Raw genomic sequence first — 13,167 nt, 5'->3', positions numbered from 1 at the left:
CCATGCTCACCTCATCTCATGATGATCACCTTGGCGGGAGCAGTACGGACGCGGAACAAACCGGCGGCCTGGGCGTCGCCCGCAGCCTCATGTGCCAAGACAGAACAGACCGTGAGGTCGATCTTCTGGGTATGGCTGGCCTTCGCCAGCACGTACCGCTGGCCGGGCCTTGGAGCCTTCCGGGTGTTCCGGATGTGGATCGCAGTGAAGGGGCATCCGTCCTGGGTGAACGGTGAATCGGCTTTGCCCACGTCCACGTGCAGCCGCTCGCAGGCAGCGTGCATCTGCACCGGCCGGAACGTCGACCAGCGGATGACCACTCTGTCGCCGTACCGCTCCGCCCACGCGTCGATCTCCGACGCCCACCAGGGCGGGTCGATGTAGGCGCGCACAACCTTGAAGCGGGTCATCAACTCATCGAACGCCGCAGCCACCTCGAGGCGCGGCACCTGGCCGCCATAGGCTGCCGGGTCCCACACAGTCGGCCGGCGATCAGGGCCGAACGTCGGAGTGAACTGGTGGCCGTCCGCCGTCTCTCCGCGGATCCCGGTCCAGTCGTCGGAGTCCGACCCGTCCATGCCGAGCACGATAACCGAGCCGTCCGGCACGTCCCGTGCAAGCGCCCGTCGATCCCACGCATCCGCCTCGATGAAATGGCCCGCGCCGTACACGATCCTGTTGCCGAAGAACCGCTCAGCCTGCGCCGGATCACGCTCGATCAGGTCAGCTGCTTCGGCCTCGATCGAATCCAGGTCGACGTGGCCGCCGTTCTCCTTCAGAGCCTCGCCATACACAGCCCGGTGGATCTTCCTACGCTCGACCTTGTTCCGGTAGGACAGGTGCGGAGGAGGCTGGACGAACTGCCGGTAGATGTCCTTCGCCGACGACTCGAACTGCTGTTGCGCCACCGAATTCTCGGACGGATCCCAGGCGTTCGTCGTCAGCGACGCCCGCCCGCCCATGCCCGCGAGTCCGCGGTACTGGGTGTCGGCGACCTTGGTCATCTTGTTGGATATCGTCCACAGCCCGACCTCGTCCTGCGGCACGAAGGTGACCCGCTGGCCGAGTCGGGACTGTGCCGACGACGTCACCGTGTCGACCCGTCCGCCGCTCGGGAGCCGGATGAACTCCTCGCCCGTCTTCGGGATCAGATCCGCCAGCGGCCCCAGCTCGATCATCGGCCGGAGCGCGCCATAGATGTTGTCCGTCTGCTCCTCGGACACCGCGGTGATCTGGATCAGCGGCGTGGGCCACGACATGCCCATCGGCTCGCCCCGCTCGTACGGGTACTCCCAGCCACAGCCGCAGCCGAAATCGGAGCACGAATACCCGTCGTCGCGGCCAGCCCAGCCGGCGAACAATGCAGGCCCGACACCCTCGACGCAGACGTGCGCCGCAGTATGAGGTCCCTTGCCTAGCTTCTGCGGGCCGGCGAGCAGGCCACGCCGGTAGACGAACGCCGGACCCAGAATCGGATCCTCCGGCTGCCACACCGCATCGCCGCGCACCATGTAGAACGCGGCGAAGTACCGCAGCTGGTAGTCGTAGAGGGCGAATTGGTCGCCGCGGCGGAACCCATCCGGGATCACACAGTGCGCCTCGATCCACGCCGGCGCCACGAGCAGCGGACGCGGGCTACGCTCCCCCGCCATCGATGGCCTTCAACCGGTCACGCATGGACCTGGCCGACGCCGTGCGTGCTGTCTTCGCCGTCCGCTTCTCCGCCACCTCGTTGGCGGCGATCCGCCACCGGTTCCGCAGCATGCCCTGCGTCGACAACCCCAGCGAGTCCAGATACTGGCGAACCACCTTCTGGAGTTCGACCGACGACTTCGGCTGCTCAGCCCGCGCGAGCATCCTCACGCACATGGCGACCTCGTACAGCTGGCCCAACCGCTCCCACATGATCGCCTGCGGTTTGGTCCACAGGTCGGCCCACAGCTCCCACTCGCGGCCATCTGCCTCCAGCAGCGGCCACTCAGGCGGATCGCCTGGGCGCCCCTCCGCAGGGAGCGTCGTCCACGTCGCCGCATCTCCTGGCCGTTCACGCCGCAGCGCATTCGGGTCCGGCGGAGGGCCAGACACCACGCGAGCTCCACCTTTGGGCATTTCGCACTCCCTACCAGCCGCATCGCGCAGCATTGAGGAACGGCCAAGCATCGCGCGAGGCCGCAACATTTATGAATCAAGGTGACAGTCAGTCACCCTCTGAACCCGTCTGACCAAGGGCAGCGCTGGCCCGCGGTCCAGGACGTTTCCGCAGGTCGGGGCATCCCCCCACGTCTCCGCAGGTCAGAGGTCGTGCGTGATGGGTGTCGGTTTCAGCCGATGAGCGCCAGCTGTTCGCCTCCGCCGCGGTTGTTCTTGCGGGTGTTGCATTGGAGGTGTGCCAGTTGGACGTTCGCGGGGTCGTGTAGTCCGCCCTTGGTGAGTGGGATGACGTGGTCGAGGCTTGGGCTCATGGGGTCGGGCCATGCCAAGGCTGGGGCGACCCGCTTGCGGCACAGGCCACAGGTCCACTTGTCTCGTTCGGCTATCTCGGAGAAGCGGACTGGGTCTCCTGTGCTGGCCTGCTTCTTGAGTGCGCGCCTGCGGTGGTATCGCTCGCGGCGTGCGTCGCCCCATTCCTCTCGGACCTCTTTGCCGGCGGCACGGTACTTTCGGTGGGAATGGATCTTGCCGTGCGCTTCGCAGCAGCAGTACTGCCGCTTGCTCTTGGGCTGGAAGACCACGTCGCACTCTTCGAGCGCGCACGTTCGCTCTGGGTGCGGCTCAAGTAAGACCTGGCCTCGGGCAACGTCACTGCACCGCTTCGAGCAGTACTTAGCCTGCGATGCGCGGTATGTCATGTCCGCCTTGCAGATTGGGCACGACCGCGGAGTCCAGCGAGGAACGCCCGGACGGCGTCGCGCCCAGTCCGCGCATGACGTGCTGCAGCACTTGCTCTTGAGGGTGAGGTGAGAGATGTCGGCTCCGCATGCCAGGCAACTGCGCGATTCAATGGCGCGCTGCTCTCGGCGGCGGGCTCTCCGACCGCACTGGATGGTGCAGTAAATCGCCCGGCCTCTGCCGTTCCTTGGCGGGAGTGGTTCTCCGCATTCTTTGCATGCGGGCACGTCAACGGTAGGGTCCGTCATGTCGTCCTGGTCCAATCAGGTCGGCCACGCCCGGGGAGTGTTAGCGCACTCGCCCGGGTTCCTTATGGGGTTGTCACTCCAGCATCGCAGGTACCACCGACAAATCCGGATGGATCAGCCTTCGCTCTGCTCTCGCCCGTCGAGGCTGTGGTGGGCCAACCTCGATCGGCCCGCCTACCTGCCGGGTGGGATGAGGATGGCGTGGCCGCGCTGGATGCCGAGTACTTGCGCGACCTGCTCCGGGTAGTTGCGCAGTGCGGGCTCGCTCACGTACCGGATCTGGTCTACGGCGTGGCGGTCGTGCCGGCAGTCGTCGCAGAGCAGGTCTTCTTCGGTTGCCTTGCGGATGCAGCGGTACCCGTGGGGGCGCGTGCAGGTGCAGCGGAAGCGGGGATCGTAGGTGAGAAGGTCGGCGCTCGCATCCAAGCCGGTCAGGTGAGGGGCGGCAGGCATGAGATCGCCTTGGACTCGGAGTGGGTAGCAGCGTGTTCGCCGCCCCGGCTGAGTAGCTTGTGGCCCTCGTCGTCGAGGTCGTACACCTTCAGCTTGGCCTTGAAGCCGCGGATGGTCTTCACGATCTCGAGTCGGGCTGTGTTCTCCGGGTGGAGGCCTTCGCTGCGGCACCAGTCGAGGACCGCTCGATGCTCCGGGGTGTCCACCCAGTCGCGGGTGCAGCGGTTGCCTGGGGTGTCGAGGTCGTTCGGGTCGAACAGCATCACGGTGGTCATGTCGTCACATCGCGGCAGCGGGATGGCCAGTGCCACAGGTCGACGCAGTCGGGGCCGTCCTGCTGGCGTACGCCGGCGGCGAAAGACATTCCACCGGGGTGCAGCACGGTGAGGGTGACCGTCGTCGGCTCGGGTTCGAGATCGTAGGGCTGGGATCGGGTCACGCTCGTGACGATGGCGGCACGACACGGATCCCTGTATGTGAGGTAGTGGACGACGGCGCCCACGGTCGGCTCAGTCATCGCGCTATCTCCCCGATTCAGGACCCGCATCAGTGTCCGCCTGCCTGCTGGACCCCGAAGCCGAGCCACCCGTTGAGGATGGAGGCGTAGAGGATGCCGGAGAACAGCATCACGCTCGCCAGCCAGATGCCGACGTGGGTCAGCACACCGAGCCGCTCCTGGTTGGACTCTGCCTGCCACACGTAAAGCAGGCCGTTGACTGCGCCGATGCTGCCCAGGCCTGAGCAGATGAAGGCGAGGCCCAGCAGAATGTGGAACGCGACGTTGAGGAAGCTCATCGGTCACCTGCCGCCGAAGGCCAGCCGGGGCATGAGAAGTGGCCCGGCACGGGCACGTCCACATGCCCATCCCACTCGTGTGCCGTGTGTTGCTTGCTCATCGACCAGTCCCGGCATGCGGCGGTCGAGATGGGCGGCGTCCAGCCGAGAGCGATCAGCAGTTCGCTTGTGGCGTCCGAGATCCGCGGGACAGCGGCCAGCTCGGCGTCCTCTACGGACCACACGCACAGGTCCAGCGTGGCCTCAGGGATGTCGTGGTCTACACCCAGTTTCAACGTGAGGTTTCGGATGCCGTTGGCGATGTCGATGTCGCCGAGACGGACACGGTAGGTGCCAGGTCCGCCGGAAATACTGAGCTTGCGTTCGGTCATATGGTCTCCCGGAATGTGAGCGCCCCGAGCCGGGAGACTCGGGGCGCTCTGACCTGAGGTAGCGAACCGCAGGATCTTGGTGGGGTCTAGCTGTGGATCAGCCCGGTCTGGGCGAGTGTCAGCAGGAACAAGCCCGCGCAGAGCAGGACGAGCACCCATGACTTCTGTACGCCGGCGACGACAGCTGCAGAGAGGAAGGCGACGAGGGCGAGGAGTAGGAGGACGTCCATGTGGATCTCCGTTTCCTGGCGTAACGCTGCGTGAGGCCGGTCCCCGTGATGGCGGTTACCCGCCCGTGCGGACGGCCAAGTTTTCGCACGTCAGATCGTTGATTACCGAGTGTGATTAGCGGGCGTTCCAGCCGCCTGGTTGAGCCCGCCCAGTGGCCTGCTTGTGATGTAGCGAGCACAAGCCCCGCCCATACTTCGGGTCGTTCGGGTCGAGTCCGCGACGCTCGAGCTCTTTGCGGTCGATCGGGTGATGGTCGGCGTCCGTGGATGGCTCTGTGCAGCCCTGTTCGGCTGTGCAGATCGGGTCGCGGGCTAGCACGACCTTACGGAAGCGCTCGCGGTGCGTGGAGCCGTAGCCGCGCTGTGAGGCGCTGCCGCGGGCACGCTCGGCCTCTCGCTTGTGGTCGTCGCACCGGCCGCCCGAGCAGAGCTGAGGGCAGCCCGGTTTGCTGCACACGCGGAGGGCGGGCATCAGGTGTCCGCTATCTGGATCCAGCCGTCGATCACGGTCTCGGTGCGTCCGTCGATCTCAAGGTCGATCTTGTAGAACCAGGAGCTCGGGTACTGGGTCACGGAGGTCGGGATGACGATCTCGACCTTGCCCGTAGCAGCATCGACGATCGTGAGACCGGAGCCCTCGGACCGCTGAATGACTGTCGGATCATCGTCGTCGATCGACGTGTCCCGCTTGATGACGGCGGTGACCGTGCCCGAGCTGATGTTGAGCGGCAGGTTGTTCGCGGTGATCTGCCACTGCTTGGCCGTGTCGTCTCTCTGAGACATGGGCACGTTGACAGTCGAGGCCATGGCGTCCCCCGTTTCAGATGAGATGACCGCCGAGGTCTCGGTCGATCAAGTGTCCGCCCAACTCGCCGGAGACGATGGCGCCGCCGAGCGACGGGCCGATCAGCGTGCCGCCGAGGTGCGGCGGCAGCTCGGACGGGGCGTTGAGTAGCTTCGTGCGGGCGATCACCACGGCGTAGGTGTGCGCGACGGCGTTGGCCAGGTGAGCAGCCTCCGCTGTGCCGACCGCGGCGATGCTCGTGTCCGCTTGGACAGCGGCGACCTTGCTTGCCGTGCTGGACCCGTACACGGCTGTAGAGCACACGCAGGAGGCAGGCAAGGTCTTGGAGGCGATCGCGGTACCGAACGCGGCCAGAGGCGCTACAGACGTGCCGACAGCCACCTTGAACGCAGTAGAGGCGGAGACTGCGGTGAGGTAGCCGGTGCCGGCCGCGGGAGCCACCTTGCGGGCAGTGCCGGCAGCGGTGGTCGCCAGGAAGGCGCTGCCGAAGCTGGGAGCGACCTTCCTCGCCGTGCTCGCCGAAGTGACCGCGAGGCTGGCCGTACCGGATCCGGGAGCCTTCTTGCTCGCCGTGCTCACGCCCGCCGCGGCGATGGTGCTCGAAGCCGCGGCCTTCGCGGTCTTGGTTGGTGTGCTCGACGTGGCGACAGCGGCGAGAGGCGCCCTGGCTGCCGCTACCGTCACCTTCTTGGCGGTCGCCGAGCTGGAGGCTACGGCTGCACATCGTGCGGTAACGGGGGCGACCTTGACCGCGGTGGCCGTGCTTGTGATCGCCGCGGCGCTGTTGCCGGTGACAGCGTGGCCAGCAGCAGCGGGTGTGAGCATGACCAGCGCCATCACGGCGTTGGACATGCTGACCTGGGAGGTGGCCGTGTAGGAGTGGGCGCCGGAGGTGACGGTGGCGTTAGAGTCGGCGACTTCCTGGCTCAGCCAGGGTGACCCGGCTGCGGCGTTGTTGTTGAGGTCGACGATCTCGCTGAGTGCGGCGTCCGCTGTCCAGTCGGCGTTTTTCGCGCCGGCGTTGGTGGACCTGTCGGCGTAGAAGGCGACAGCCCACTCTGTAGCCGTCGCAGCAGTCACCGACGGGGTCGTGTGGGTGGTGCGGTTGACCGTCTCACCAGCTGAGGAGTGCTCGCCAGACGCGACCGGGGTCGTGGCATCGGTCCCCGAGTAGGCGACCATCGACATCGTGGTCTTGGCCGATGTCGTCCAGGACGGCGTGTACGAGGCCGGTTCGGAGCTCGCCACGCGCACATACAGGAACCCGCGGCAGTTGCTGCCCACAGGCGCGTCGAGCTGCGTCCAGCCCGACAGGGTGAAGCCGCTGATCGCGTCTCCGAAGACGGCCCACAGCAGCAGGCAGTCGCCGTTCTGCACACCAGTCGGGACATTGATCGTGGTCGATGTCGAGCCGACCGTGGTCTGCTGGGTGGTCGGGGTGCCGCGGCGGGCGATCGCCATGACTAGATGCCGGTGGCGTCCAGGACGATGGCGCTGGCCGCGACAGTGATCTGGCCCTGAGCTCCGAAGACCTCGGGGATCACCTTCTGGAAGTAGCCCTCGCCGCCGCCCACGGCAGTGATGTCCACGGCTGAACCGCCGCTGCTGGTCGACACCTTGAACGAGTTGGTCGTGGAGCTGACCACGTAGTAGACCGCGCCCTCGGTCAGCCCGGTCGGCAGGGTTTCGGCGAAGACGTTGAAGAGGATCACCCTGTCGCCGTCGGACAGGCCGTGAGCAACGGAGAACACGGCGTCGTTGGACAGTGTCGTGTCGACGCTGAAGAAGCCCTTCACGGTGCCGTTGAGCGGCGCCCAGCCGAGATAGCCCGAGGTGCCCGGCCCTGCCGAGTTCCAGAAGGTGAGGAAGCCGTACGTGCCGCTGGGGACGTCGAACGTGAGGGCGCCGGAGTTGGACTTCTGCCCGGACGCGGCAGCGCCCCACGTGACCGCCTGGCGGGCGTAAGCGGGAGAACCGCCCGTCGCCTCGGTGCTGGCCGGCGTGCCGCCCGTCCCCGGAGTGCCGTCCGAGGGCGGTGCGGTGGTGAGCGTGTTCACGCCGATGTACTTGATGCCAGCCGAGATGGACTCGTCGAGGCCATCCAGGGCCACGTTGCGGGCAGCGTCGTTGAACGGCATTGAGACCTCCTGGCAGGCGGAGCGGTTACGGGTTGGGCACGACGCCTGCGAAGGGTCGTCGAAGCGGGAGACGATCAGTCCGTGGCGGACTGGGCAAAGTTGATCGAGGCGATAGCCGGGCTCGTAGGCGCAGTGGCGTGGCCAGTAGCGGTCGTGCTCGCGGTGTGGCTGGTGATGCGCAGGCACAGGGATGCGTTCGGGCGGCTGATCGACCGGGTCAGTTCCCTGCAGTTTCCCGGCGGGCAGATCGACCTCAACGCGGTCGTTGAAGAGCGGAAGGCCGAGGTGGCCGAACTCGTCAACCGCGTTGCCGGGAAGGGCCTCGACTCCGAAGAACTCCGAGCCGCGGCTAGGGACCTTGCCGAGGCGGCGGAGGGGCTCGGCCGGGCCCGTACGGCTGCCGAGGCTTACCCCTGGCAGTACCTGTCGGCAGATCAGGGCAGGATTCTTGAGCTGCTCTCAGAGGGGACGTCGGACCCCGTGGAAATCGCTAGAAGGCTCGGGCTTGCGCCCGCCGCCGTGAGCTACGACCTTCGGCGCATGTACTCGGCGTTGGATCTGAAAGCCCTGCATGAGATGTCTTCGGCGGCCAAGCGGGACGCCGAATCATCGGAGAAGGACCGCACGGGCTGATCAGCCGTCTGCCTGGGTGCGCGGCACCCGGCCGAAGTCCTCGCCCACGATCGGAGCTTCTTTACCCCAGGCGACTGGCGATCACGCGAACGGCTGTTCGAGAATGCCGGGGTGGAGAAGCGCCGCGTCACCTTGCATAACTGGTTCAACGGGCCCGATGAGCCGGGCGGCCGAGTCTTCCCCCACGGCGACCCGCTCGACTACTGGACCGTCACCAAGATGCACGCCCGCTACCTAGCGCCAGCAGTACGGCCAGGGCCAGCGCCGCGGCGTTTCGACCTGCGAGCGTACGTGGTCGATTTGGACGGGTCCGAAGCGCTGCACCTGCCCGACCTGCAAGAGATCCTGCTGTACCAGGAGCCCGGCGGGTGGTGGTTCCTCAAGCAGGCGGACGAGAAGTACCTCAAAGGGATCGAGCAGTTCCGGCTGGAGTAGTACCGGGCGGTCCGGCCGACGTGCAGATCAAAACCGGCCGCCCGGAGGCTCAGGTGGCGCGCTGCGGCGCTTGGTCGAGGGCGAGCAGCCTTGCGATCGAAATGGCGCGGTGTCGCTGGGTTTCACTACGGCGTGGCCGTAACGCTGCGAGGGTCATGCTCTGACGCTGTCACAGCAGGTCAAGGCCGGTTTTGCGCACCGACGCGGACGGCTGCGCATGCACGCGTCTCTGCGCAGATATACGCGCAACGAGGCCACCAGCGATCGTTATGGGCTCGTGATGGACGGGCCTACTCGTCCCGGCGGTGCCAGGAATCCGCAGGCGTATGGAAATCTCAGGCGAGCTTCACTTCAACGCCGTAGCAGGCGCGCATGAGGAACTCCAGATGCTGGGCCACCTTGTCGGCCTGAACGCGGGCCGGGAACCGGCTCAGGGCCTGCTCTAGCAGGGCCTGACAGAACTCGCTCTCCCGGCCCGGCAGGTCACTGCCAACCCAGTTGCTGTCGTCCAGCGTGTAGATCATCTCTGCGTTGGAGTCCGAATACACCAGGCACGGCCGATGAGGTGGGATGAAGCCACGCCGTTCCAGCTCCGCTGCTGGCGCTATGCACAGCCTGGCGTCTTCAAGGTCCATCAGGATGCCCTTGACGATCGTCGCTGCCCGGTCAGGCTCGTCGGCGAAAGCCTCATCACGCATGAGTGCGGCCTGCAAGAGTTGCGCCGCGCCCGTCTTGGGGATCATCAGCGCTGCTCCTTGCCGAGCACCTCGGGCAGCTCCGCCATCACGCCACGCTCGCAGGCGTCTTGACTTCGGCGGCGTACGTGACGTCCACCCTGTCCCCGCATTCGGGGCAGGAGTACTCGTTCGTGACGCTGCGGGCGGTCTTCTGGACGAACCTTCCGAGGCGCAGGCGGGTGCCGCACGAGCAGACCAGCGCGAGTTTCAAACTGCTCGCGAAGATGCCCGGCTTGCCGGAGGCGAGCGCCTCGAGGTCCACGTCCTGCGTGAACGTGATCGTGAGCTGCGTGCGAGGCTTGCGCCTGAACGGGATGCGCATCAGTCACGCATCCCGAGATCGCGCTCCAGGCCTTCCGTCCACTGCCGCTCCTGGTGAGCCCGCTGCTTCTTCGCCCGCTCCGCAGTACGGAAGATCTTGGCGAACCGGGCCTCGTTCAACTCCGAGGTGGCAGCAATCGACATGACACACAGCGCGGCGAACACCATGAACAGCACGAAGGCGATGCCGACGAACCGCCAATCGCCGAACCACATCGCGCAGGCGGCCATGCCGAGCATGACCACAGCGGTCCAGATGGCGCGCTTCATGTACTTGGCGGACAGCTTCCGCAGGGCGTCGCGTTCGATGTCTGTGAGCTTTTCGTCAGGCATGACGGTCTCCACGGGGGGTTGCAGGGGGTCAAGGTGCGGCCCAGCCCTGACCCCCCGGAGAGGGCGGGCCGCACGATCGTGGGGGCGGTGTCGGCCCGGTCTTCCGCCTGGACCCTCGACCTTTCGGGAGACCAGGCCGACACCTGGGGGCTCTACGCAGCAACGGGGAAGTGACTGCGGAGCTCACGCCGCTCTCCCGCCGGAGAGAGGGCGCGTATCGGGATGTATAGGGGTATCTAGGCGGCGCGGGTGACCCGCTTGTCGGTGCCCGAGGTGCGCACCGCGGCCTCGTAGGCAAGCAGCTCGGCCGCGTCCACGTCAGCGAGATTGAACAACAGCCGGCGCGGCGGGCAGCCCTCCAGAGGCGCGAGGTAGCCCTTTCGGATCCACCCGTCGATCGCGCCCACGGATACGCCCTTCACCTCTGCCGCCTGGGCTCGGGTGACGTACCGTTCCCCGTCCGGACCGACATGGACTTGGAGGCGCATTTCCACCCCCCAGAAACGCGAAATGCCCGCCGCCGGGAATTCCGGTCAGCGGGCACAAAAGATCCGTCTGCGCCATAGTCTGCACCGCAGGTCAGGGGCTTGGCAAGCTGAGGATCATCGCGGCGTGTTGCGACACCCTAAACCTCACCGGGAGGCAGACCACGACGCACTCTCTTCGGCGAGTTGGCGGGCGTGGTCAACGAAGTAGAGCGGCCTATTGCGGCGACTTCCCGCCAGCGGCTTGAGTTGCCCACGGTGAGCCCACGCGCGCACCGTGGCTGAACTGAGGCCGAGCATCCGGGCGATTGCTGCAGCGGAAGCGACCTCCGGCGAGTTGGGCCGATTCAGCACCTTCGAGAGCGACGGCATGCGTTCACTGAGGTTCGCGACCGTGATCCATCGCGGATCGGGGGCACCGTGAGTCTTCCTCATGCAGGCGATGTGCCTCATGAGCGCGGGGGCTGCCTCGAAGTACTCGCTGTTGCCCTTGCGTAGACGCATGTACTGATCGTGTCTGCGCGCTTCCACCGATCGGTCGCCGGGTTCGAACGCAAGGATCTCATCAGGGACCAGGTCCGCGAATCGGTCCTTCGGGTTCATGGTCGTGCCGATCTTGATGAGTTCGCCTCGGCGGATGTAGTAGACGATGGACTGCTGCGCTTCTCCCCAGATTGGGAGGCCGAGGTCCGCGATAGGTTCCCGCTCCGACTGCCTCCGCGGCTTGCGGTTCGGCAGCTTGCCGAGCTTCGTAGCGATCGCGACAGCGGACTCGTCTATGTCAACACCGGCGGCAACCATCTCGCCGAGAATGGATGCGACCCTGCCGAAATCGGGATCGTCCACATCAATCAGGTCGAGGATCTTCGCCATGGTAGGCCGGATGCCTGCCTCCTCGTCGAAGAGGTCCTCTGGTGTGTAGCAGTTTCGCTGCTCGCGGCCAGGACTAATGTGTGACACGTCGACTCCTTGTTAGTCGGCCATGCCCCGGGACGGTTGCCGCCGTCGCCGGGGCCTCGTGCCCCTACAGTCTCTCAGGCCACACCGACAAAAGCCTCTGAACCCGTTTCCGCTACTCGGCGCTTAATCCCGGCGTGTCCGATCTGAGCAGCATCTCGCCGAGGCGGACTCTCTGCTCGGGTGTGAGCCGTACTGGCCAGACCGCGGGCAGAAGCATGACGTCGCCGTCGGGCATGTCGATGAGATCGACCGGGAACGGAGGAGAAGAGATCACGATGCACCCATTGTCCCACCTCAGGACGCCTTGCGGGTCTGCTTCGCCTCTTCGGCGAGGTCCTGGTACTCCGACAATTTGAGGACCCGTTCGCAGTCCCGCATGCGGCAGACGACCTTGTCCTCGCCCACCTTCCGCTCCAAGGTGAGCCCTCCGCACTCCGTACAGCGGACGCCCTTCAGCCGTTCGACGACCACCTCGGACGGGTCGTAGCGGACGAGCCTGCCGTACCAGGACTGCACCTCGCCGCCAAATGCTTGCGCCATCCCTTCGTGGGCGAGGATGCGTTCGGCGCGGGCGACCAGCCACGCCACGCCCAGCGTGATCGCATCCGCCAGATGGCCGGAGCGGGCCCACGTGTCGCGGCCTAGGTAGGCGCCCTTCCACGAGCGGAGCCAGCTCTCCATCTCGTCCAGGTCCTCGATCGTCGGCGAGAGCGTGCCCGGGTCGTCGGATCGGGACACCTTCGCCTGGTCGGTCTGGCCGCGGAACCCGTCCGACTCTCGCAGGTAGACGCAGGCGGCGCCGTCGAGCTTGGACAGCTTCGCCTTCACGTCGTAGACGCAGGACGGGCAGTAGACGGGCTCACCGTAGACGGCGTGTGGGAGACGCGGTTCGGCCGGCGCGATCGGCTCCTCATGCCAGATGAGCGGCGCATGCCACCCAACGACAGCCCGATGGTAGTCGGCGAGGTCGTGCTGGTGCTTGATGAGAGCGGCTTCGTGAGCGCGGACCTTGCGCCGCAGGCCGTTCATGCAGCTTCCGCAGCAAAGGGCTTCGAGGTCGATGAGCATGCTGGGCCTCCCCGATCAGTACGCTGTACGGGAGACCTCTGTGGCTGGAGAGTCTGGCGAGGGTGGAGTTGAAGGCGGTCCTGTCTTCGTGGGGGCAGGGCCGCCTTTGCCTTGTGATCAGCTTAGTGCTGAGAAACCGCAGGTGGCATTCCCGGCTAGCTGCGATTCCTCCGAATCAGCCAGCCGACAGCATCTCCCCCACCTAGCTTTAGTCCTGTGACTCTCGCCCCGTGCTTGGCCAAGACCGATCTGACTGCCGAAGAGCA

21 protein-coding genes are annotated in these 13,167 nt (G+C 66.2%); 2 read left to right on the top strand and 19 right to left on the bottom strand.

Annotated features, from left to right (window positions below):
* Window positions 1-11: 11 nt before the first annotated feature.
* The 12 genes from ACIBHX_RS01985 to ACIBHX_RS01930 all read right to left on the bottom strand — a co-directional run bounded on the left by ACIBHX_RS01985 (window position 12) and on the right by ACIBHX_RS01930 (window position 7,929).
* Window positions 12-1,652 carry a hypothetical protein gene (locus tag ACIBHX_RS01985; protein WP_397063320.1) on the bottom strand — a complete coding sequence of 547 codons (1,641 nt, stop codon included), beginning with the start codon at window positions 1,650-1,652 and terminating at the stop codon, window positions 12-14.
* Window positions 1,636-2,088 (bottom strand): hypothetical protein, encoded by a 453-nt coding sequence (locus ACIBHX_RS01980; RefSeq protein WP_397063318.1) that lies wholly within the window; start codon window positions 2,086-2,088, stop codon window positions 1,636-1,638. The genes ACIBHX_RS01985 and ACIBHX_RS01980 overlap by 17 nt, the downstream gene beginning before the upstream one ends.
* Window positions 2,089-2,321: 233 nt before the next feature.
* Window positions 2,322-2,732: an HNH endonuclease gene (locus tag ACIBHX_RS01975; RefSeq protein WP_397063316.1), complete on the bottom strand. Its 411-nt coding sequence runs from the start codon at window positions 2,730-2,732 to the stop codon at window positions 2,322-2,324.
* 579 nt (window positions 2,733-3,311) lie between these two features.
* A complete protein-coding gene (locus tag ACIBHX_RS01970; protein WP_397063314.1) occupies window positions 3,312-3,590 on the bottom strand; it encodes a hypothetical protein in 279 nt (92 codons plus the stop codon).
* On the bottom strand, window positions 3,569-3,865 hold the full coding sequence (locus ACIBHX_RS01965; RefSeq protein ID WP_397063313.1) for a hypothetical protein: 297 nt from the start codon (window positions 3,863-3,865) through the stop codon (window positions 3,569-3,571). Before ACIBHX_RS01965 ends, ACIBHX_RS01970 begins: the two co-directional genes overlap by 22 nt.
* Window positions 3,862-4,107, bottom strand: a complete 246-nt coding sequence (locus tag ACIBHX_RS01960) for a hypothetical protein (protein ID WP_397063311.1) — start codon at window positions 4,105-4,107, stop codon at window positions 3,862-3,864. Before ACIBHX_RS01960 ends, ACIBHX_RS01965 begins: the two co-directional genes overlap by 4 nt.
* 29 nt (window positions 4,108-4,136) lie before the next feature.
* Window positions 4,137-4,385: a hypothetical protein gene (locus tag ACIBHX_RS01955; protein WP_397063309.1), complete on the bottom strand. Its 249-nt coding sequence runs from the start codon at window positions 4,383-4,385 to the stop codon at window positions 4,137-4,139.
* Entirely contained in the window at window positions 4,382-4,756 is a 375-nt protein-coding gene (locus ACIBHX_RS01950) for a hypothetical protein (RefSeq protein ID WP_397063307.1), read from the bottom strand. The genes ACIBHX_RS01955 and ACIBHX_RS01950 overlap by 4 nt, the downstream gene beginning before the upstream one ends.
* 86 nt (window positions 4,757-4,842) lie before the next feature.
* Entirely contained in the window at window positions 4,843-4,986 is a 144-nt protein-coding gene (locus tag ACIBHX_RS01945) for a hypothetical protein (protein ID WP_397063305.1), read from the bottom strand.
* A gap of 471 nt (window positions 4,987-5,457) precedes the next feature.
* A complete protein-coding gene (locus ACIBHX_RS01940; protein ID WP_397063303.1) occupies window positions 5,458-5,769 on the bottom strand; it encodes a hypothetical protein in 312 nt (103 codons plus the stop codon).
* Between the two features lie 37 nt (window positions 5,770-5,806).
* A complete protein-coding gene (locus ACIBHX_RS01935) occupies window positions 5,807-7,252 on the bottom strand; it encodes a hypothetical protein (RefSeq protein ID WP_397063301.1) in 1,446 nt (481 codons plus the stop codon).
* 2 nt (window positions 7,253-7,254) lie between these two features.
* Complete coding sequence (locus tag ACIBHX_RS01930; RefSeq protein WP_397063300.1) at window positions 7,255-7,929, bottom strand: hypothetical protein; 675 nt, start codon at window positions 7,927-7,929, stop codon at window positions 7,255-7,257.
* Between the two features lie 81 nt (window positions 7,930-8,010).
* Here ACIBHX_RS01930 and ACIBHX_RS01925 point away from each other — a divergent pair, with 81 nt between their 5' ends.
* Window positions 8,011-8,562, top strand: a complete 552-nt coding sequence (locus ACIBHX_RS01925; protein ID WP_397063298.1) for a hypothetical protein — start codon at window positions 8,011-8,013, stop codon at window positions 8,560-8,562.
* A 111-nt stretch (window positions 8,563-8,673) separates the two neighbouring features.
* Complete coding sequence (locus tag ACIBHX_RS01920) at window positions 8,674-8,997, top strand: hypothetical protein (RefSeq protein WP_397063296.1); 324 nt, start codon at window positions 8,674-8,676, stop codon at window positions 8,995-8,997.
* Between the two features lie 335 nt (window positions 8,998-9,332).
* Here ACIBHX_RS01920 and ACIBHX_RS01915 read toward each other — a convergent pair whose 3' ends face one another.
* The 7 genes from ACIBHX_RS01915 to ACIBHX_RS01885 form a co-directional block, all read right to left on the bottom strand.
* The gene (locus ACIBHX_RS01915) at window positions 9,333-9,740 is read right to left on the bottom strand and encodes a hypothetical protein (RefSeq protein WP_397063295.1); all 408 of its coding nucleotides are present in this window, start codon (window positions 9,738-9,740) and stop codon (window positions 9,333-9,335) included.
* 40 nt (window positions 9,741-9,780) lie between these two features.
* Entirely contained in the window at window positions 9,781-10,056 is a 276-nt protein-coding gene (locus tag ACIBHX_RS01910) for a hypothetical protein (RefSeq protein ID WP_397063294.1), read from the bottom strand.
* Entirely contained in the window at window positions 10,056-10,388 is a 333-nt protein-coding gene (locus ACIBHX_RS01905; protein ID WP_397063292.1) for a hypothetical protein, read from the bottom strand. The genes ACIBHX_RS01910 and ACIBHX_RS01905 overlap by 1 nt, the downstream gene beginning before the upstream one ends.
* A 236-nt stretch (window positions 10,389-10,624) precedes the next feature.
* Window positions 10,625-10,876 (bottom strand): hypothetical protein, encoded by a 252-nt coding sequence (locus ACIBHX_RS01900; RefSeq protein WP_397063290.1) that lies wholly within the window; start codon window positions 10,874-10,876, stop codon window positions 10,625-10,627.
* A gap of 144 nt (window positions 10,877-11,020) precedes the next feature.
* Window positions 11,021-11,746, bottom strand: a complete 726-nt coding sequence (locus ACIBHX_RS01895; RefSeq protein ID WP_397063288.1) for a hypothetical protein — start codon at window positions 11,744-11,746, stop codon at window positions 11,021-11,023.
* 199 nt (window positions 11,747-11,945) lie between these two features.
* A complete protein-coding gene (locus ACIBHX_RS01890) occupies window positions 11,946-12,107 on the bottom strand; it encodes a hypothetical protein (RefSeq protein ID WP_397063286.1) in 162 nt (53 codons plus the stop codon).
* Between the two features lie 20 nt (window positions 12,108-12,127).
* Window positions 12,128-12,901, bottom strand: coding sequence for a hypothetical protein (locus tag ACIBHX_RS01885; RefSeq protein WP_397063284.1), 774 nt, complete (start codon window positions 12,899-12,901; stop codon window positions 12,128-12,130).
* Window positions 12,902-13,167: the final 266 nt, after the last annotated feature.

It is taken from the genome of Nonomuraea sp. NPDC050536 (assembly GCF_044457685.1).
In the GTDB taxonomy this organism is placed as follows: Bacteria; Actinomycetota; Actinomycetes; order Streptosporangiales; family Streptosporangiaceae; genus Nonomuraea.
Note: the sequence above shows the minus strand (reverse complement) of the source record. Positions and strands in the feature narration are given on the sequence as shown.

Excerpts from the sequence above, each read along its gene's own strand:
- ACIBHX_RS01985 (WP_397063320.1), bottom strand. The coding sequence starts at position 1,652 with ATGGCGGGGGAGCGTAGCCCGCGTCCGCTGCTCGTGGCGCCGGCGTGG.
- ACIBHX_RS01970 (WP_397063314.1), bottom strand. The coding sequence starts at position 3,590 with ATGCCTGCCGCCCCTCACCTGACCGGCTTGGATGCGAGCGCCGACCTT.
- ACIBHX_RS01965 (WP_397063313.1), bottom strand. The coding sequence starts at position 3,865 with ATGACCACCGTGATGCTGTTCGACCCGAACGACCTCGACACCCCAGGC.
- ACIBHX_RS01960 (WP_397063311.1), bottom strand. The coding sequence starts at position 4,107 with ATGACTGAGCCGACCGTGGGCGCCGTCGTCCACTACCTCACATACAGG.
- ACIBHX_RS01955 (WP_397063309.1), bottom strand. The coding sequence starts at position 4,385 with ATGAGCTTCCTCAACGTCGCGTTCCACATTCTGCTGGGCCTCGCCTTC.
- ACIBHX_RS01950 (WP_397063307.1), bottom strand. The coding sequence starts at position 4,756 with ATGACCGAACGCAAGCTCAGTATTTCCGGCGGACCTGGCACCTACCGT.
- ACIBHX_RS01945 (WP_397063305.1), bottom strand. The coding sequence starts at position 4,986 with ATGGACGTCCTCCTACTCCTCGCCCTCGTCGCCTTCCTCTCTGCAGCT.
- ACIBHX_RS01940 (WP_397063303.1), bottom strand. The coding sequence starts at position 5,769 with ATGTCTCAGAGAGACGACACGGCCAAGCAGTGGCAGATCACCGCGAAC.
- ACIBHX_RS01935 (WP_397063301.1), bottom strand. The coding sequence starts at position 7,252 with ATGGCGATCGCCCGCCGCGGCACCCCGACCACCCAGCAGACCACGGTC.
- ACIBHX_RS01930 (WP_397063300.1), bottom strand. The coding sequence starts at position 7,929 with ATGCCGTTCAACGACGCTGCCCGCAACGTGGCCCTGGATGGCCTCGAC.
- ACIBHX_RS01915 (WP_397063295.1), bottom strand. The coding sequence starts at position 9,740 with ATGATCCCCAAGACGGGCGCGGCGCAACTCTTGCAGGCCGCACTCATG.
- ACIBHX_RS01910 (WP_397063294.1), bottom strand. The coding sequence starts at position 10,056 with ATGCGCATCCCGTTCAGGCGCAAGCCTCGCACGCAGCTCACGATCACG.
- ACIBHX_RS01905 (WP_397063292.1), bottom strand. The coding sequence starts at position 10,388 with ATGCCTGACGAAAAGCTCACAGACATCGAACGCGACGCCCTGCGGAAG.
- ACIBHX_RS01900 (WP_397063290.1), bottom strand. The coding sequence starts at position 10,876 with ATGCGCCTCCAAGTCCATGTCGGTCCGGACGGGGAACGGTACGTCACC.
- ACIBHX_RS01895 (WP_397063288.1), bottom strand. The coding sequence starts at position 11,746 with ATGGCGAAGATCCTCGACCTGATTGATGTGGACGATCCCGATTTCGGC.
- ACIBHX_RS01885 (WP_397063284.1), bottom strand. The coding sequence starts at position 12,901 with ATGCTCATCGACCTCGAAGCCCTTTGCTGCGGAAGCTGCATGAACGGC.